The organism is Roseovarius atlanticus (assembly GCF_019802205.1).
GTDB lineage: Bacteria > Pseudomonadota > Alphaproteobacteria > Rhodobacterales > Rhodobacteraceae > Roseovarius > Roseovarius atlanticus_A.
On record NZ_JAHVHQ010000003.1, the window covers coordinates 2,025,925 to 2,044,005 of the forward strand.

An 18,081-nucleotide genomic window follows, 5' to 3' on the forward strand; every position below is an offset into this window, starting at 1 on the left:
TTGACAGACCCTGCCAGGTCGAGTCATTTATAAAGGATATTACATTCGCGCTCCGGCGTTTTTCTTGACTGCTTTTGACCAATTTTTTCGCCGCAAGACCTTTTCATGAAAGGAAATTTCCCATGCCCAAGGACCGTGCCGAATCCACCTACCGATTCCGTGTCGAGGCCGCCGAACTGGCCCGCCACCGCCACCACCCCGAACATCGCGCCAATGGCGACGAGGCGCGCTACGGTGCCGCCTGCTATCCGATGAGCTTCACCAAGGGGCTCGATCACGACCAGACCACCGGCCTTGTCGCCGACACCGACGCGTTCGAGGCCTTCCGCAAGGCCATCGACAACGGTTTCTGCGAGCCCTTCACCACCCGGGTGCCCGTCCCCCGCGACGAGCCACGCCGCTTCTGGGAGGCGCCCACCGCGGGCATCGTCCATGACCTGCAAGGCCCCGACGCACAGGCCGTCACCATGCCCCCCGCGCCCGAGCTCTGCTCGGACGAGCTGGCCTTCGAGATGGCCGAGGTCTACGAGCTTGCGATCCTGCGCGACGTGCCCTTCACCGCCTTCGAGGAAGGCGCGGGCAATGCCGCGGTCGATGCCTCGGCCGCGCGCCTCGACGGGCTGGCCTATGCAACCGAGGGCTTCAAGAGCCGCCCGCGAAAGACGAACGCCGCGGGCAACCTTTCGTCCGGCACCGCCTTCCGCGGCTCCTCGCCCGGTGTGCTCAATGGCCCCTACCTGTCGCAATTCCTGCTGATCGGCTCCTCGCCCGGCGCCAAGAAACCCGAACAGGGGCTGATCGAATACGGCGCCCAGCTTGTCGATCAGACCGTCCCGGTCGCGGGCGAAACCGACTACATGACCACCTGGAATGACTGGCTGCGGGTGCAGCGCGGCTATGGCGGCACCGGCATCCAGGATTTCTCGGCCGATCAGCGCCGGTTCATTTGCACCCCGCGCGACCTGGCGACCTACGTGCATTTCGACGCGCTCTACCAGGCCTATCTCAATGCATGCCTGCTCCTTCTGGCGCAGAAGGCGCCGTTCGATCCGGCCTTCGACCTGCTGTCCGGCCCGCCGGGGGACCGGCTGATGATCGACCCCGCGACCGGCGCGAAAGTGCCCTACAACGCCGGCGGCTTCGCGCTCTGGGGCGGGCCGCACATCCTCAGCCTCGTGACCGAGGTGGCCACGCGCGGCCTCAAGGCCGTCCGTTACCAGAAGTTCAACGTCCATCTGCGCCTGCGCCCCGAGGCGCTGGCCGCGCGGATCGCGCGCGCGGACGAGATCGAGAAACGCTTCCCGCAGATCTGCGGCTGCTTCACCGCCATGCGCGACGCGCTCAAGCCGACCCTCGACGCGCTCGACGCCCACCCGACCAGCGGCAACGGCGCCGACGCGGCGCTCCTGCCCATGGCCTTCGGGGAAGGCTCGCCGATGCACCCGACCTACGGCGCGGGCCATGCCACCGTCGCCGGGGCCTGCGTGACCATGCTCAAGGCGTTCTACGACACGTCCTCGGTCTTCGTGCGCATCACCAACCCAAAAGACGACACCGACTGCGATGCGGGCTTCTACGACAAGGCCGCGATCCACGACGCTCTCTGCAAGGGCAAGGTGGTCGAGGCCGGCGCCTATCGCTGCGAGATGTTGACCGAGAAGGAACGGAAGAAGGCCGAGCATTGCAAGAAGGACTGTGGCGTTCACCTGCCGATGTCCAAGCTCGTCTTCAAGCCCTGCGGCAAATACGCGTTGAAAGGCAAGGGCGCCGCCGCCCATGTCGCCTTCCACCCCGACAACAAGAAAGAACAGTGCTGCCCCCTGACGCTCGAGGGCGAATTGAACAAGCTCGCCGCCAACATCTCGATCGGGCGCAACATGGCCGGCGTGCACTATTTCTCCGACTATTACGACAGCCTGCGCATGGGCGAGCAGATCGCCATCGGCATCCTCGAAGAGCAGGCTCTCGGCTATCCGGCGGACGACTTTGTTATGTCAGTCCCCACGTTCGACGGTAAGATCCGCCGGATTGGGCGCAAGTAGCGTCCGCCCCAAGCGGCGGCCCGGGTCTACTCCCTCCCGGGCCGTTCGCGGTGGACAAGCCCGGCACGGTGTGGCTCTTTGCGCCCATGCCCCATGTTCATCTCAACGACATCGACATTCACTACCGCGACGAAGGCATGGCGGACGGCCCGGCCCTCGTCTTCGCCAATTCGCTGGGCACCGACCTGCACCTGTGGGACGCGATCCTGCCCCATCTGCCAGAGGGCCTGCGACTCATCCGCTACGACAAGCGCGGGCACGGCCAGACCAGCGTGCCGCCCGCGCCCTATGCCATGGGCACCCTCGTGCGCGACGCCGAGGCGCTGCTCGACCATCTCGACATCCGCGACTGCGTCTTCGTCGGGCTCTCCATCGGCGGGCTGATCGCGCAAGGTCTCGCGGTCAAGCGCCTCGATCTCGTCCGCTGCATGGTCCTGTCGAACACCGCCGCCAGGATCGGCAACCAGAAACTCTGGCAGGAGCGCATCGACGCCGTCCGCGCGGGCGGGATCGAGGCGCTGGCCGACGCCACGATGCAACGCTGGTTCTCCCGCGATTTCCGCGCCACGCCGGAGCTGCAAGCCTGGCGGGACATGCTCACCTCCCAGCCCGACGAGGGCTATATCGGCTGCTCGGCGGCGATCTCCGGCACCGATTTCTATACCCCCACCAGCGGGTTGCGCCTGCCCACCCTGGGCATCGCCGGGTCAGAGGACGGCGCCACCCCGCCCGACCTGGTGCGCGAAACGACCCAATTGATCCCCGGCGCGCAGTTCCACCTGATGCGCCGCACCGGCCACCTGCCCTGCGTCGAGGCGCCCGAGGCCTATGCCGCCCGCCTGGCGCAGTTTCTGTCGGACACGGGCCACATCTGAGCCGGGCGCGCGCACCGCGCCCTTCCCGCCTTGCCCGGCCCCGGCTACAGTCGCCCCACAGATCCAGACCGGAGCCTCGATGTCGTCCCGCCTGCCCACCGCGTTCATCCTGATCACCGTCATGATCGACGCCATGGGCATCGGGATCATCATCCCGGTGATGCCCGAGCTGATCATGGATATCGACGGCGGCACGCTCGCCTCGGCGGCGCTCTGGGGCGGCGTGCTGACCTCGCTCTTCGCGGTGATGCAGTTCCTCTTCGGCCCGATGGTGGGCAACCTCAGCGACCGCTTCGGACGCCGGCCCATCCTGCTGGGCTCTCTCCTGATCCTGGCGCTCGACTACCTCGTGATGGCCGTGGCCCACGCCATGTGGCTCTTGGTGCTGGGCCGACTGGTGGGCGGCATCATGGCCGCCACGCAGTCAACAGCGGCCGCCTTCATGGCCGACACCTCGCCGCCCGAAAAACGCGGCGCGGGCTTCGGCCTCGTATCGGCGGCCTTCGGCATGGGCTTCGTGCTCGGCCCCGTGATCGGCGGCCTCCTGGGCGATCTCGGCCCGCGCGCGCCCTTCTACGCCGCCGCCATGCTGGCCTTCGCCAACTTCCTCTTCGGCTGGGCCGTCCTGTCGGAAACCATAACCCCCGACCGCGCCCGCCCCTTCGTCTGGGCCCGCGCCAACCCGTTCGGCGCCTTGCGCCAGATCCGCGCCCTGCCCGGCCTGGGCCGGCTTCTGGCCGTGCTCCTGCTCTACCAGCTCGCCTTCAACGTCTACCCCGCCATCTGGTCCTACTTCACCACCGCCGCTTTCGGCTGGGACCCGTCGATGATCGGCCTGTCGCTCGGCATCTTCGGCATCTCGATCTTCGCGGTGCAGGCCGGGCTGATCGGCGTCGCCATCGCGCGGCTGGGCGAGGCCGGAACCGTGGTGCTGGCTCTCGGCTTCGCCATCCTCAGTTTCGCCGTTCTGGGCGTCATCCAGACCGGCTGGCTCGCCCTCGCCCTCACCCCGGTCTCGGCACTGGCGGCGATGTGCGTGCCCGCCCTGCACGCCATCATGTCCCGCCGCACGCCACACGATGCCCAGGGCGAGCTTCAGGGCATCTTCACCTCGGTCGGTGCGCTCGCCATGATCGTCTCGCCACTGATGATGACCAATATCTTCGCCGCCTTCACCAACCCCGACGCCCCCCTCACCCTGCCCGGCGCGCCCTTCCTCGCCGCGCTCGTGCTGGTGGCCCTCGGCCTCGTGCTCTTTGCCACCCGCAGGCGCCACGCATCCGCCGATTACGTCGCGACAGGTCGCAATCGGCCTTGAAACCGCGCGGAAAAACCGATCAGGCTGGCGGTCAACGAACGTCGGGAGGGATCATGAAAACCATCAAAGCCGCCGTGTGCCACGCATTCGGCACCCCCCTCGTGATCGAGGACGTGCGCCTGCGCGCCCCCGAACAGAACGAAGTCGAGGTCGCGCTGGAGACCGTCGCCATCTGCCATTCCGACATTTCCTATGCCGACGGCGCCTGGGGCGGGTCGCTCCCCGCGGTCTATGGCCACGAGGCCGCGGGCCGCATCTCGGCCATCGGCGACGGCGTGACCGGCCTTGCGGTGGGCGACCCGGTAGTGGTGACCCTCATCCGCGCCTGCGGGCAATGCCCCAGCTGCGGCGCGGGTCGGCCCACGGGCTGCGAAACACCGTTCGACGGCGACCACGGCGCACTCAGCACAGCCGATGGCGGCACCCTGCACCAGGCCATGGCCTGCGGCGCCTTCGCCACCGACGTGGTCGTGCATCACAGCCAGGTTGTGAAGATCCCCGAGGGCATGGCGATGGACGCGGCCTCGCTCCTGGCTTGCGGCGTGGTCACCGGCGTCGGCGCGGTGGTGAACGCGGCCCAGCTGCGGGCCGGACAGGACGTGGTGGTGATCGGCGCGGGCGGCGTCGGCCTCAACGCCATCCAGGGCGCGCGCATCGCCGGCGCCCGCCGCATCGTCGCCGTCGACATGACCGAGGACAAGCTGGCCGACGCCAAGGCCTTCGGCGCCACCGACGGCGTACTGGCCAGCCAGGACAAACCCTGGCGCGCCGCGAAACAGGCCATGGGCCGTGGCGCCGACGCCGTGCTGGTCACCGTGGGCGCCGCCCGCGCCTATGACGAGGCCCCCCGCTACATCGCGGGCGGCGGCAAGGTCATCATGGTCGGGATGCCCGCCACCGGCGCGGAATCGACATACGAGGCCGCCAATTTCGCCGCCGCCGGGCAGAGCATGGTCGGCTCGAAAATGGGCGACGTGGTGATCCGCCGCGACATCCCCTGGATGGTCGATCTCTACCAGCAAGGACGCCTCAAGCTCGACGAGCTGATTTCCAACCGCTGGACCCTCGACCAGATCAACGACGCCATCGCCGACACCAAGTCCGGCACGGCCCGGCGCAACGTCATCATGCTGCGCTAGGCCGATCCCGGGCGGAATTTTCCACGCGGAAAATGTCCCGGAAAATGCGCATTTTCCGTCAGCGGAATTTGCGCAAATTCCGCCCCCCTCCGTTCGGTCCGTTCACCCTGCGAAACGCGAAAACCCGCACCGTCGCGATACCACCCGGATACCGACGCGATACCGACGTGCCGAATTCGGCGACTCCCCACCGTTAACCCTTCTGTGCGCGCCACGCCGATTTCCGGCTTGCCCCATGCCGCCACTCGGGCCACCGTGCCCCTGACCAGCAGGGAGAAACCCGATGAAACTCAAGGACCTCGACATCCTCGTCACCTCGCCCCCCGCGCCGGGCTGGGGCGGTCAATACTGGATCCTCGTGAAGCTCACCACCGACACCGGCATCACAGGCTGGGGCGAATGCTATGCCAGCAGCGTCGGCCCCGACGCCATGGCCGCCGTCATCACCGATGTCTTCTCTCGCCACATGCAAGGCGAAAACCCTGAAAACATTGAACTTATGTTCCGCCGCGCCTATTCCTCCGGCTTCACCCAGCGCCCCGATCTGACCGTGATGGGGGCGTTTTCCGGGCTGGAAATCGCCTGCTGGGACATCCTCGGCAAGGCCCGCGAGCGTCCGGTCTGGGCGCTCCTGGGCGGACGGATGAACGACCGCATCCGCGCCTATACCTATCTCTACCCCCTGCCGCAGCACGACATCACCCCGTTCTGGACCTCGCCCGACATGGCCGCCGAGTCCGCGCTCGACTTGCTAAGCCGCGGATATACCGCGGTAAAATTCGACCCCGCCGGTCCCTACACCATGCGCGGCGGCCACATGCCCGCCGGCACCGACATCTCGCTCTCGGCGGCCTTCTGCAAGGCCATCCGGGAGGCCGTGGGCGACCGCGCCGACCTTCTCTTCGGCACCCACGGCCAGTTCACCACGGCGGGCGCCATCCGCCTCGCCAAGGCGATCGAGCCCTATGATCCGCTCTGGTACGAAGAGCCGGTACCCCCTGATAACGTTGCGGAAATGGCCAAGGTGGCCGGCGCCACCTCGATCCCCGTGGCCACCGGCGAGCGCCTGACCACCAAGGCCGAATTCGCCCCCCTGCTGCGCTCCGGCGCGGCCTCGATCCTGCAGCCCGCCCTGGGCCGCGTGGGCGGCATCTGGGAGGCCAAGAAAATCGCCGCCATGGCCGAGGTCTACAACGCGCAAATGGCCCCGCATCTGTACGCCGGGCCGGTGGAATGGGCCGCCAACGTGCATTTCGCGGCCTCCATCCCCAATATCCTCATGGCCGAAACCATCGAGACCGACTTTCACAACCGATTGATAAAGAACAAGATCCGCGTCGAGGACGGCTTCATCACCCCGCCCGACGCCCCCGGCCTGGGGATCGAGGTGGACGAGGACCTGGCCCGCGCGCATCCCTTCACCGGCGACGGCCTTCACCTGCAGATGCAGGATGCGCCGTGCGACTACGTGAACGGCAATTCCTTTGCCGGCGGGGCCCCGGTCAAGACCGGCTGAACGCCGCGCCGCGCGGCATCGCACCGGCGTTTTAAGACGCGCTTAACACCTTCGTGGTCTGATCCCGCTACGTGGCTCGTGGATCGGGCTCAGCAGCCGCCGGACTGTACCAGCCCGTAGCCGTAATGCGAATCGCGCCCGCCAGGGCCAAGATCCCGCGCCGAGCGCCGCAGCACTGCCCGCGCCCCGTTCAGCGACAGCCCCCCGCGCGAGGCCTGCCGCGCCAGGATCGCGGTCACCACCGGCGCGGCAAAGGATGTGCCGGAGCGATAGCTGCCGCCATTGCCCCAGGCCACGTACAGGTCCACGCCGGGCGCGGCGAACTCGATGTGGTTGCCGTAATTGGCCCGCCCGTAAAGCCGCCCGCTCGCATCCACCGCGGTCACGGCGATGGTGTCGGGCGAGGCCGCGGGAAAGACAGGTGCACCGCTGCGGTCGTTGCCGGCGGCGGCCACGATCACCGTGCCCCGTCCCTGGGCCAGCGCAAGCAGCTTGGCGAACACCCGGTTGTTCGCGCCGGAAAACGACATGTTGACCAGCCGGACGCCGTTGCCGACCAGCCAGTCCAGGCTGGCCGCCACGCTCTCCAACCGCCCGCCATCGCTGTCTTTCTCGATGCCGAACGCCTCGGCCGCATAGACCTGCACACCGGGCGCCAGCCCGGCCAGCGGCCCGGCCCCGGCCGAGCCCGCGATAAGCCCGGCCACGGCCGTGCCATGGCTCTCTCCGCTGCTGCGCGTGCCCTCGCGCACAAAGCTCTGGCGCACCATCCTGACGCCGCCAAAGGCCGGGTGGCCCGCGTTGACCGCACCGTCGATTACGCCCACGCGAATGCTGCGCCCGACACGGCAGCTCTGCCCCGGCGCATCGCCCACCATCGCCGCGTGATAGACGCGCGGGCCCGCCGACCGGAAATAGATCTTGTGCAGGTCCAGCACCGCCGAAGGCGTGCGGCCCGCCAACAGTGCCCGCCCCTGCTCCAGCGTCAAGGTGCGTGGAAAGACGAAGAAATACATCTGCTGCCCGAATTGCGGCAAGGGGCGTTCCCGCAGCAATGTCGCCCCAGCGCTGACGAGCGCCTGCGCGGCGGCCACCGCCTGTCCCCGGTTGACCAGCAGCACGTATTCCGGCGAGCCGTCGGTGGCCTGCACCTCGTCCCGCGCCGCCCGGCGCAGCCCGCCGGTCGGTTTCGTGCGCGGGTTGTTGCCTGCATTTCCGCCGCGTCCGCCGGTGCCCTGCTGCACTTCGACAAGCCCGGGAAGACCGCACGTCCCGACGCAGGCCGGATCCGGCAGGGCCACGGCGGCGCACGCTGTATGCGGTGCAACAGTACCAAGAAGGCAAAGGCTCAGGATCGCCACGAGAAGCCGGAAAAAGGTCATGTCATTCAACGCTTTCCACAATATCGTCCCGCGCCTGAAGCGCCGCCACCGCCTCGGTGCGTGCCGCGTCATCGGGGGCGGCCAGCGTGTAAAGCCCGATGGCCGACGGCCCGTCCACGATCACCAGCCCCTGCGCCAGCAGCAGCGCCCGTATGTCCGCCTCGGTTGCGTCCTCGGCAAAGGCCACGCGGATCGTATGCTCGGCGCGCGCCGTCGTCTCTTCACCACCGGCCAGTTCAAAATCAGTGCCCCCATCATAACCGATATAGGCGGTCTGCGCTACAACCAGGCCGAACAGAACCACCGCAGCGATCTTCCAGAAATTGCCGGGCGCGGTCGGGCTGTTCGCGGCCTCGGGCAATCCGGCTTGCGGCACAACCGGCGCCACGGCCTCGGTGTCGAGCTCACGCATCAGCCGGGCCAGCCCCAACTCCCCGGGCGACGAGACGTCCTCGGCCTGCATTTTCAGGCGCATGGCCTTCAGCGCCTCAAGCTCGCCGGCCAGCTGCGGGTCGGCGGCGACGGCGGCCTCGACGGCAGCGCGTTCCTCGCCCTCGAGCGTGTCATTGGCCAGAAAGACCAGCAGCGCCTCGATCTCGTCGCGGGACAGGTCCGATCCATCGGTCATGACCGCACCTCCATCCGGCCCGAGAGGCAATGCAACAGCAGTTTCTTGGCATGAAAGACACGCGTCTTGATCGTGCCCTCCGGCACCTCGGCGACGCTCGCGATCTCGCCATAGGTCATGTCCTGGTAGAAGGCCAGTTCCACCGCCGCCCGGTGCTGCGGCTTCAACTGGTCCAGGCAATGGCGCAGATGCTCCGCCTCCTGCGCCGAGGCAAGGCAGGTCGCCGCGTCGGGGCTGTCGTCCACGCGTTCGTCGATCTCGTCGGTCAGGTCGACCCGTTTGTGCTTGCGAAAATGATCCATCGTTTTCCTGTAGGCTATACCGAATACCCAAGTTTTCACCGTCGACCGTCCCTCGAAGCGCCCAGCCGAGCGCCAGATGTCCATGAAGACGTCGTGATGTATGTCGGCTGCCTCGTGCGGATCGTTCATTTTCGAGACGATGAACCGGAAAACGGGCTTTTCCAGCGCCTTGTAGAAGGCGGCAAAGGCATCACGGTCACTGGCGGCCATGCGCCTCAGAAGCTCTGCAAGTTCGCTGTTCTGCATACTGTCCCGTCCGTTTCCCACGGCCCCCGGTCCCGATGCGCCGCCGCGGACAGGATGCAATGAGACGGCCCGCGCGGTCAAAGCCTAACATGCGCCTCGCGCGGTCCGGCCTCAGGGCAGATGCCCCAGCCACAGCCAGACCGTGACAATCGACAGGGCGGTCGCCATCAGGACGGACGTTGCGGCCACGCGCATCGCGCGCCCGTACATGCTGGCGAAAATGTAGACGTTGATGCCCGGCGCCATCGCCGCCGTCAGCACCGCGGATCGCGTTGCGTCCACCGACAGGTCGAAGGCCACCCCCAGAAGCCTGGTGACCAGCGGATGCACCACGAGCGAGATCAGGCACAGGAAGAGAACCAGACGCAGGTCGCCCTCGGGGCGATAGCTGGCCAGCACCCCGCCCACGCCGAACAGCGCGGCCGGAAGCGCCGCGCGCACCAGCAGGTCCAGCGCGTCGTTCACCGTGCCCGGCAACGGCAATCCGCTGAAATTCACGGCAAAGCCCAGAAGTATGCCCAGGATCAGAGTGTTGGAAAACATCGCCTTCAACACGCGCAACACGAGCCCCGAGCCAGCCTGCCCCTTGGCACGGACAATCTCCATCGCCGTGATCCCGACGCCATAGCAGATGGGTGAATGCAGCGCGATGATGGCATAATTGGCCTCCAGCGCGTCCGGCCCGTAGGCGCGTTCGGTCAAGGGCAGCCCCAGCAGAAGCGAGTTGGAAAAGAGCCCGCAAAAGCCGATGGCCACGCAATCCTCCCAGGGGCGCCCGAACAGGAACCGCCCGCCCAGCATGCCCAGGACAAAGCCCGACATGGCCCCCGCATAGAAGCTCAGCAGCATACGCCATTCGAAGTACTGGCCAAGGTCCAGCCGCGAGATGGCCACGAACAGAAGGCAGGGAACCGCGAAGCTCTGGACAAAGGTCATCAGCCCTTCGACGCCGCTCTGGCTGAACCAGCCACGCCAGACCGCCACATAGCCAAAACCGATGATCATGAAGACCGGCAGGATGACGTCCAGTAGGGCCTGCATTGCGCTAGTTCCTGTAGGTGATCACCATGCCGTCATAGGCCGGAGTGATATGGTCGGGGGTTTCCTCGACAAGGGTCTGATAATCCATGTCGATATGCATGTTGGTCAGCACACCACGGCGCGGGGCGGCGCGGTCCAGCCACTCCAGCGACTGCTCCAGGTGGGAATGCGTAGGGTGCGGAGTCCGGCGCAACGCATCGAGGATCCAGCAATCGAGGTTTTCCAGAACCGTCCAGCTTTCCTCGGGAATCTCCGCGACATCCGGCAGGTAGGCAAGGTCGCCCACCCGGAACCCCAGCGCGTCGATCGAGCCGTGGTTGACCACGAAGGGACGGAGGGTGATGGCCCCTCCCTGCCCTTCGATGACCACGTCACCCTTGATCGTGTGCATGTCGAGGATGGGGGGATAGGGGCTGTCCTCGGGCTGCGTGAAGGCATAGCCAAAGCGCGAATACAGCGCATTCTGCGTGTCGCCATCGGCCCAGACCGGCAGGCGCTGGCGCATGTTGAAAACGATCATCCGCAGATCGTCCAGCCCGTGCACATGGTCGGCGTGGGCGTGGGTATAGACAACCGCGTCAAGCGCGCCCACGCCCGCATCCAGCAGTTGGCTTCGCAGGTCGGGCGAGGTGTCGATCAGCACCCGCGTGGTCCCGTCCTCGCCTTCGCGCTCGATCAGCATCGAGCAGCGGCGGCGGTAATTCTTCGGGTTTTCTGGGTCGCAGTCGCCCCAGTGCCCACCAAGGCGCGGCACCCCGCCGGACGACCCGCAGCCAAGGATGGTGAAGCGTGTCTCCCCCATCAGGCGGCGGCCTTCCATTGCGCGGCCTTCCAGAACAGCCGGTCGAAATTTGCCTGGGTCTGCGCCGCGAAATCGGGCCAGTCCAGGCCGAACACCTCGGCGCCCACCTTGGCGGTGTGCACGGTATAGGCCGGCTCGTTGCGCTTGCCACGATAGGGCGGCGGAGCGAGGTAAGGCGCGTCGGTCTCCACAAGGATACGGTCCACCGGGGCGGTCGCGAATATGTCGCGCAACTCCTGGCTCTTGGGAAAGGCCGAGATGCCCGACATCGACAGGTAGAAGCCGAGGTCGAGCGCCGCCTTGCCCAGCGCCGCACCGGACGAAAAACAATGCATCACGCAGGAGTATTCGCCCGCCTTGTGCTCTTCGGTCAGGATCCGCGCCATGTCCTCGTCGGCGTCCCGCGCGTGGATGATCAGCGGCAACCCGGTCTGGCGCGCGGCCTCGATATGCAGGCGCAGGCTTTCCTGCTGCGCCGCCGCGCTCTCGGCGGTGTAGTGGTAATCCAGCCCCGTCTCGCCGATGCCGACGAACTTGGGATGCTGCGCCAGCGCCACCAACTCGTCGACCGTGGCCATCGGCTCGTCCGCCACGCTCATTGGATGGGTGCCGGCGGCATAGAACACTTCCGGATGCGCCTCGGCAATTGCGCGCACCTGCGGTTCCAGCCGCAGCTTGGTGCAGATGCTGACCATACGCGTGACCCCGGCCTCTACGGCGCGGGCAATGACGTCGCCGCGTTCTTCGTCGAAGGTTTCGAAATCAAGATGGCAATGGCTGTCGGTGATCTGGACTTGGTCGGTCATGGGGCCTTGGGTCTGATGGTGCTCAGAGGGATGTAGCGGTCTGCTGCAACTTGAACACCGTATCAAGCACCAAGGCGGCAGGGTCAAGGTTGACCGCCCGCCCGTGCCGCGCCCGCGCGCCGACCTCCTGCGCGCAATCGGCCCAGGTCCGCGCCTGCACCGGACTGCCCGCCAGCCTGCCGATGACCTCGGCCTCGCCCGGCACGGCCTCGGGCGGCACGGCGCCGGTGGCCCCGGCCCGCGCGACGCGGGCCAGGAACGTATCCATCAGCGCCAGCAGCAGGTCCAGCTTCTGCTCGGCGCCGCGCTGCGCCGCTGCCTCGGCCAGTTTCATCGCGCGCGGCCGGTCCAGCATCGGCAGGCTCGCCGCCAATCCGACGATTTCGGCATAGATCTTCAGGCCTTCAAGGTTGTAAAGCCGCACCGCTTCCCCGGCCGAGCCGCCCGACAGTTCTGCCAGCCCGGGCGCCTGTCCGCCCGGCTCGATGCCCGCCTGGTCCAGCGCCGCGATCACGTCCTCGGGGCTCAACCGCTCCAGCCGCAACTCGCGGCAACGCGAGCGGATCGTCGGCAACAACCGCGCCGGCTGATGCGCCACCAGCAAGAGTGTCGTGCGCACAGGCGGCTCTTCCAGCATTTTCAGAAGCGCATTCGCGGCGGAGGTGTTCATCTCGTCGGCGGCGTCGATGATGACCACCCGCCGCCCACCATCCACGGCGCTCAGGTTCACGAAATCGGCCAGTTCGCGCACCTCGTCCACCCGGATCTCGCGCGAGAACTTGCCCTCTTCGAAATTCTTCTGCCGGTCGCTGTCGCTGGTCCCCTGCCCGCCGCGCCGCACCAGGTGCAGCCCCGGCTCGGACCCCGCCAGCACGCGCCGCATGACCGGATGATCCTCGGCAATCTCGAGGCTGTCGGGCGCGGGCAGCGCATCGCCGAAAAGGCCCCCGCCATCTGCCTCGGGGTCCGGCGTCGCCAGCAGGAAACGCGCGATCCGCCAGGCCAGCGTCGCCTTGCCCACGCCGCGCGGCCCGTGGATCAGCCAGCCGTGATGCAGCCGGCCCGCGTTGAACGCTTGCAGGAACGCGCCTTGCGCGGCGTCCTGCCCATAAAGGCGGGATGTCTCGGCCGGGTGCGGCGCGCCGTCGATGCGATCGGGAAGCGGAATGTCACGGTCCATCATGTCAGGCGCGGTTCTACCGCAGCCCGCACATCCGCCGCAATCGCTTCGATTCCCCGATTGCCGTCGATCACGATGAAACGCTCCGAAAATTCCCCGGCAAGGTCCAGAAAGCCCTGCCGCATCTGCGCTTGCAGACTGGCGCCGAAGCTCTCGAACCGCTCCTCGCTGCCACCGCGCGACAGGGCCCGCTCCAGCCCCGTGCCGGGATCCATGTCGATCAGCACCGTCAGATCCGGCTCGCGCCCGATCATCAGGTCGTGCAGCGCGTCGACCTTGTGGCGCAGGTCGCCCCGGCTCAGACCCTGGTACATCCGCGTGCTGTCGGCAAAGCGGTCGCAGATCACCACCTTGCCGGCCGCCAGCGCCGGCTCGATCAACCGTTCCAGGTGATCGCGGCGGGCCGCCGTGAACAGCAACAGCTCGGTCTCGGCCGACCAGCGGTCGGCCTCGCCTTCCAGCACCAGCTTGCGAATTTCCTCGGCGCCGGCGCTGCCGCCCGGCTCACGCGTGAGAACGGCCTCGCGCCCCGTGCCTTGCAAATGCTCGGCCAGCAGGCGCGCCTGCGTGGACTTGCCCGACCCGTCGATGCCTTCGAAGGTGACGAAGCGACCCTGTCCGCTCAAAGCGTCCCCTCGGGCCCCTGTTGCAGCCGTTTCAACAGCACACCCGCCACAGTCTTCAGCCGCACGGCAAAGCCGCCCACGGCAACGCTTTCGGCGGCAACCAGCGGCACGCGCATCTCGGGCAGGCCCTCGGGCGTGAACACCAGTTGGGCCAGTTCGTCACCCTGCGAAATGGGCGCGCTGACCGGGCCTTCATAGACCACCTCGGCGGTCATGTTGTCCGACCCCAGCACCGGCACCAGCGTGGTCAGGTCCTTCGCGGGCGTCAGTCCTACGGTTGCCGCGCTTCCCATCCAGACTTCGGCGCGCGAGACTTCGTTGCCGGCCTTGACGATCTCTTTTTCGGCAAATTGACGAAAGGACCAGTTCACAAGGGCTTCCGCCTCTTGCGCTCTTTGGGCTGCAGTGTCCAATCCCGACAGCACGAACACCACGCGGCGTCCGCCCTGCTCGGCCGAGCCGACAAGTCCGTAGCCCGCCGCCTCTGTGTGCCCGGTCTTCAGACCGTCCGCCCCGATGCCCAGTTTCAGCAGCGGGTTGCGGTTCTGCGTGTTCTGCGGCGCGCGCCCGTCGAACTCATAGGTCGTCTCGGCGAACATGGGGTAGAAGTTGGGGAAATCCACGATCAGGCGCTCGGCCAGGATCGCCAGGTCATGCATGCTCATCCGGTGGCCCGCGGCAGGCCAGCCGTTGGAGTTCGCGAAGGTCGAATTGGTCATGCCCATGTCTTGCGCCCGCTGCGTCATGAACCGGGCAAACCCCGCTTCGGTGCCATCGGGGCTCAGCGCCTCGGCAATCACCGCACAGGCGTCATTGCCCGACAGCACGATGATGCCGCGCAGCAGGTCCTCGACGCTCACCCGGTCGGTCGTGTCCAAGAACATGGTCGAGCCGCCATAGCTCATGGCATGCTCCGACACGGGCAGTTTCTCCTGCAGCGACAGCCGCCCGTCCCGGATGGCCTCGAAGGCCACGTAAAGCGTCATCAGCTTGGACATCGACGCCGGCGGCAGGGGTTCGTCGGCATTGCGGCTGAGCAGCACCGTGCCGGTGCCCAGATCCTTCACATACGCGGCCTTGGCGCTGGTGTCGAACGCCTGCGCCGGCAAGGAAAGCGCAATCACCGCGACACAGGCGGTCACAAGTCGTGCAATAAGGGTCATGGGCAAGTCCCGTATCAGTTGGTTACAGCGTATGCATCATCAAAACCAACGTCCTTGACCTTTTTCAACAGGACAGATTGTTCGGACTTGCTTTGGGCCGGTCCGACGATCACGCGCCAGAAGGTCTTGCCCTGCGAGCTCTGTTTTTTAACGATCGGAACCATGCCTTCCTGCCGCATGGCGGTGGCGGTATTCCGCGCATTCTGCTCGACCGAGAAGATACCGATCTGCAGATAGGGCTTCGACAGGGACGACCCGGACAGGACCGGCGTCGCTGCGGCGGGAGTCGGCGCCGGGGCCGGTTCGGTGGCCACGGCTGCGGTCGCGCCCGCGGTCTGGGTGGCCGGGCGCACCGGCTCGGCGGCCTCGGCGCTCTCGATCGCGGCGGCTGCCCCGGCCAGCGGCTCCAGCGTCGTCTGCTCGACAGAGGCGGGCGCCAGCGCGCCTGCCTCGCCCTCGGTCTCGGCGGCGGCCAGCGCCTCGGGATCAGGGGCGGACTCGCGGCGCAGGGCCGTGACGTTGAGCTGCGACGGCGCCCCCGCCAGCATGCCCAGCGCGTCGGCGGCATCGGACGAGACCTGCAGGATCGGGCCCGGGTTGCTGCGCTCGCGGCGGAACAATGCGCCGATGACGAACTTGCCGTTCTTGGTATTGCGGATAATGACGCGTTCGGGCTCCTGCACATCCGGGTGCGCGACCCACACGCCGCCCAGCGACGGGCGTCCGTCCCAAAGGCCCTTGTCGGTCACCTGGAAAACGTCCGGCGCCTCAACGTCACGCTCGATCAGCTTGACCGAGTTGTCGGCCGAGGTCACGTCCTCCGTGTCACCGGCCTGCGATTTGAAAAGGCCGAATTCTCCGCCCTCGGTGCATCCGCTCAGAACCAGCGCAATTGCGCTGGAGGCGGTGATCAGGCGCGCACGCGCCCCTTTGCCCGTCCATTGAAATGTCATGTTTCGTCCCTTGCCTGTCATGCACCGTATTAGATGCGGGTGCCGGTTTTCCGACGTTTGCTCGAGCACGCAGATACCTGCGTTTGTGCGCAGAATAGCCGGTCAGGACCGTTCTGGGAAGTCCGCAAAGCCATTTCGGCGTTTTTCCTCGTCAACTGATGACTTTCAGAATCGCGAAAGCCACAGTAACACACGCGGACGCGGAGGTTTGGCAGAGTGGTCGAATGCACCGGTCTTGAAAACCGGCGGGCGTGAAAGCGTCCCCAGGGTTCGAATCCCTGAGCCTCCGCCAGCATGCCTGTCAACGCATACGTCACGGCTCAAATTTGAAGTTTTTTCCGACTTCAAACGAGACCGGACATCGCCTTGATTTCGTTCAATACCTCGTCAGCGCCGGTGCCTGACTTGAGCGACGTGAAAATGAACGGGCGACCTTGACGCACCCGCGCGGCGTCCGTTCGCATCACGTCGAGCGACGCGCCCACATGCGGTGCGAGGTCCGTCTTGTTGATCACCAGGATGTCCGAGCGCGTTATCGCCGGGCCGCCCTTGCGCGGTATCTCCTCGCCCGCGGCCGTGTCGATCACATAGACCGTCAGGTCGGCCAGTTCCGGGCTGAACGTGGCGGACAGGTTGTCACCGCCCGACTCGATCAGCACCACCTCGACATCGGGATGACGTTCGCGCATTTCGGCGACGGCGGCCAGGTTAATGGACGCGTCTTCGCGGATCGCGGTGTGCGGACAGCCCCCGGTCTCGACTCCGATGATCCGGTCCGAGGGCAGGATCTGCATCCGCATCAGCGCTTCGGCATCTTCCTGGGTGTAGATGTCGTTGGTGATCACGCCGATCGAGTACGCCTCTTTCAATCGCTCTGACAGACGGGCGGTCAACGTGGTCTTGCCGGCGCCCACCGGCCCGCCGATTCCGATGCGCAAGGGTCCGTTCATCCTGGTCATGACTGAAATAGCCTTGGTTCGAGAGTTTCATGCCGCATCGACGCGATGTCGGACAGGAAAGCGTTGCTGAAGACGTCGTTGAGCTCTGCGCCCCGTGTTTCGGCTTCGACACGACGCAGGTCCCCCTGAAGCGCCGCCAAGACGCGCTGCCCGTCTGTCTGGCCGAGCGGCATCAGGCGAAGCGCCGCGGAAACAAGGTTGGACAGGAAGGATTGCAGGTAGAGCAGCACGCAGGCGTCGATGTCGAGGTTCATCAGGTGCGCCGCCCGCCCCGTGGCGACCGGCAAGGTCAGGCCCGGAAGGTCAAGCTCCCAGACGGCATTGGTCGTGTGCACGAAGGCCCTTCCCTGCCGCACCGTCTCGGACAGGCGTTCGGCGGAGGGCGCGAAAGCGCGGGCCTGCGCGTCGATCTCGGTCACGTCACCTGCCCCGAATGCAAGCCGCAACCAGATCGCGTCCGTCCGGCCCGCGCCTTCGGTCAGGCAGGTGCGCAGCCATGCCTGCAGCGTCCCGGCATCCCTGATTTGCTCATCCCGGATGGCCTGTTCTATCCCATGCGACCAGGCAAAGGCGCCGATGGGATAAGCCGGGGACAGCCATTGCGCCAGGGTCAGAAGGCCGGCGTCAGTGTGCATGCGCAGTCGCCCCGTGTTCGTGGCTGTGGGTCCTGCCATGTCCATAGGCACCGCCCTCGGGGTTGAAAGGTTCGGTGACCGGGGTGAGGGTCGCGCCCAGATGGGCCAGCATATGCGCGATCACCGGATCGTCGCGGATCAAGAGCCGGTCGGCTTCCACCTGGCAGGGCGTGTGCCGGTTGCCGATATGCCAGGCCAATCTCGCCAGGTCGGACCCCGATACTGCCAACAACGCCTCCGGGGCCGCGACGATCCTGACCAGCCGCCCGTCGCTGGTTTCCAGCGCGTCTCCGTCGTCCAGGGACACCGTATGCTCGAAATCGGCCACAAGCGACCACCCTTCTACCACGGTAAGCTTGCGTCGTCGGAAAAACCGATCCTCGTAGGACAGCGCGCACAGCGCGGCGTTTCCGGTCCAGGTTCCGGCCTTGTGGAATTGTTGGGCGATCGGGAGGTCTGTCATGGCAC

General features: G+C 66.7%; 18 protein-coding genes and 1 tRNA gene. 6 read left to right on the forward strand and 13 right to left on the reverse strand.

Annotation, left to right across the window (positions count from 1 at the left end; genetic code table 11):
* Positions 1 to 122 precede the first annotated feature (122 nt).
* The 5 genes from KUV49_RS15950 (at position 123) to KUV49_RS15970 (ending at position 6,890) form a co-directional block, all read left to right on the forward strand.
* Complete coding sequence (locus tag KUV49_RS15950; protein WP_222450803.1) at positions 123 to 2,042, forward strand: hypothetical protein; 1,920 nt, start codon at positions 123 to 125, stop codon at positions 2,040 to 2,042.
* A gap of 86 nt (positions 2,043 to 2,128) precedes the next feature.
* Entirely contained in the window at positions 2,129 to 2,917 is a 789-nt protein-coding gene (pcaD, locus tag KUV49_RS15955; RefSeq protein WP_222450804.1) for a 3-oxoadipate enol-lactonase, read from the forward strand.
* A 79-nt stretch (positions 2,918 to 2,996) separates the two neighbouring features.
* Entirely contained in the window at positions 2,997 to 4,235 is a 1,239-nt protein-coding gene (locus tag KUV49_RS15960) for a TCR/Tet family MFS transporter (RefSeq protein WP_222450805.1), read from the forward strand.
* A 53-nt stretch (positions 4,236 to 4,288) separates the two neighbouring features.
* Positions 4,289 to 5,374 (forward strand): zinc-binding dehydrogenase, encoded by a 1,086-nt coding sequence (locus KUV49_RS15965; RefSeq protein WP_222450806.1) that lies wholly within the window; start codon positions 4,289 to 4,291, stop codon positions 5,372 to 5,374.
* A 283-nt stretch (positions 5,375 to 5,657) separates the two neighbouring features.
* A complete protein-coding gene (locus tag KUV49_RS15970; RefSeq protein WP_222450807.1) occupies positions 5,658 to 6,890 on the forward strand; it encodes a mandelate racemase/muconate lactonizing enzyme family protein in 1,233 nt (410 codons plus the stop codon).
* Positions 6,891 to 6,979: 89 nt separating this feature from the next.
* Here the strand turns inward: KUV49_RS15970 and KUV49_RS15975 are convergent, their stop codons facing one another.
* The 10 genes from KUV49_RS15975 to KUV49_RS16020 all read right to left on the reverse strand — a co-directional run bounded on the left by KUV49_RS15975 (position 6,980) and on the right by KUV49_RS16020 (position 16,019).
* On the reverse strand, positions 6,980 to 8,272 hold the full coding sequence (locus tag KUV49_RS15975) for a S8 family serine peptidase (protein WP_222450808.1): 1,293 nt from the start codon (positions 8,270 to 8,272) through the stop codon (positions 6,980 to 6,982).
* A 1-nt stretch (position 8,273) separates the two neighbouring features.
* A complete protein-coding gene (locus tag KUV49_RS15980) occupies positions 8,274 to 8,900 on the reverse strand; it encodes a hypothetical protein (RefSeq protein WP_222450809.1) in 627 nt (208 codons plus the stop codon).
* Positions 8,897 to 9,448 carry an RNA polymerase sigma factor gene (locus tag KUV49_RS15985; protein ID WP_222450810.1) on the reverse strand — a complete coding sequence of 184 codons (552 nt, stop codon included), beginning with the start codon at positions 9,446 to 9,448 and terminating at the stop codon, positions 8,897 to 8,899. Before KUV49_RS15985 ends, KUV49_RS15980 begins: the two co-directional genes overlap by 4 nt.
* 111 nt (positions 9,449 to 9,559) lie before the next feature.
* Positions 9,560 to 10,489: an AEC family transporter gene (locus KUV49_RS15990; RefSeq protein WP_222450811.1), complete on the reverse strand. Its 930-nt coding sequence runs from the start codon at positions 10,487 to 10,489 to the stop codon at positions 9,560 to 9,562.
* A 4-nt stretch (positions 10,490 to 10,493) separates the two neighbouring features.
* On the reverse strand, positions 10,494 to 11,291 hold the full coding sequence (locus KUV49_RS15995) for an MBL fold metallo-hydrolase (RefSeq protein ID WP_222450812.1): 798 nt from the start codon (positions 11,289 to 11,291) through the stop codon (positions 10,494 to 10,496).
* The gene (locus KUV49_RS16000; protein WP_222450813.1) at positions 11,291 to 12,097 is read right to left on the reverse strand and encodes a TatD family hydrolase; all 807 of its coding nucleotides are present in this window, start codon (positions 12,095 to 12,097) and stop codon (positions 11,291 to 11,293) included. Before KUV49_RS16000 ends, KUV49_RS15995 begins: the two co-directional genes overlap by 1 nt.
* Before the next feature lie 22 nt (positions 12,098 to 12,119).
* Positions 12,120 to 13,277 carry a DNA polymerase III subunit delta' gene (locus KUV49_RS16005; protein ID WP_222451034.1) on the reverse strand — a complete coding sequence of 386 codons (1,158 nt, stop codon included), beginning with the start codon at positions 13,275 to 13,277 and terminating at the stop codon, positions 12,120 to 12,122.
* Positions 13,277 to 13,903 (reverse strand): dTMP kinase, encoded by a 627-nt coding sequence (gene tmk / locus KUV49_RS16010; protein ID WP_222450814.1) that lies wholly within the window; start codon positions 13,901 to 13,903, stop codon positions 13,277 to 13,279. Before tmk ends, KUV49_RS16005 begins: the two co-directional genes overlap by 1 nt.
* A complete protein-coding gene (locus KUV49_RS16015; protein ID WP_222450815.1) occupies positions 13,900 to 15,066 on the reverse strand; it encodes a D-alanyl-D-alanine carboxypeptidase family protein in 1,167 nt (388 codons plus the stop codon). The genes tmk and KUV49_RS16015 overlap by 4 nt, the downstream gene beginning before the upstream one ends.
* A 14-nt stretch (positions 15,067 to 15,080) precedes the next feature.
* Complete coding sequence (locus tag KUV49_RS16020) at positions 15,081 to 16,019, reverse strand: SPOR domain-containing protein (RefSeq protein ID WP_222450816.1); 939 nt, start codon at positions 16,017 to 16,019, stop codon at positions 15,081 to 15,083.
* Between the two features lie 202 nt (positions 16,020 to 16,221).
* Between KUV49_RS16020 and KUV49_RS16025 the strand changes: the two genes are divergently transcribed.
* Positions 16,222 to 16,311, forward strand: a tRNA-Ser gene (locus KUV49_RS16025).
* Positions 16,312 to 16,363: 52 nt separating this feature from the next.
* Here the strand turns inward: KUV49_RS16025 and ureG are convergent.
* The 3 genes from ureG to KUV49_RS16040 are packed head-to-tail and all read right to left on the reverse strand — an operon-like array spanning position 16,364 to position 18,076.
* Entirely contained in the window at positions 16,364 to 16,978 is a 615-nt protein-coding gene (gene ureG / locus KUV49_RS16030) for an urease accessory protein UreG (protein WP_222450817.1), read from the reverse strand.
* On the reverse strand, positions 16,975 to 17,613 hold the full coding sequence (locus KUV49_RS16035) for an urease accessory protein UreF (RefSeq protein WP_222450818.1): 639 nt from the start codon (positions 17,611 to 17,613) through the stop codon (positions 16,975 to 16,977). Before KUV49_RS16035 ends, ureG begins: the two co-directional genes overlap by 4 nt.
* Positions 17,603 to 18,076, reverse strand: coding sequence for an urease accessory protein UreE (locus KUV49_RS16040; RefSeq protein WP_222450819.1), 474 nt, complete (start codon positions 18,074 to 18,076; stop codon positions 17,603 to 17,605). The genes KUV49_RS16035 and KUV49_RS16040 overlap by 11 nt, the downstream gene beginning before the upstream one ends.
* Positions 18,077 to 18,081: the final 5 nt, after the last annotated feature.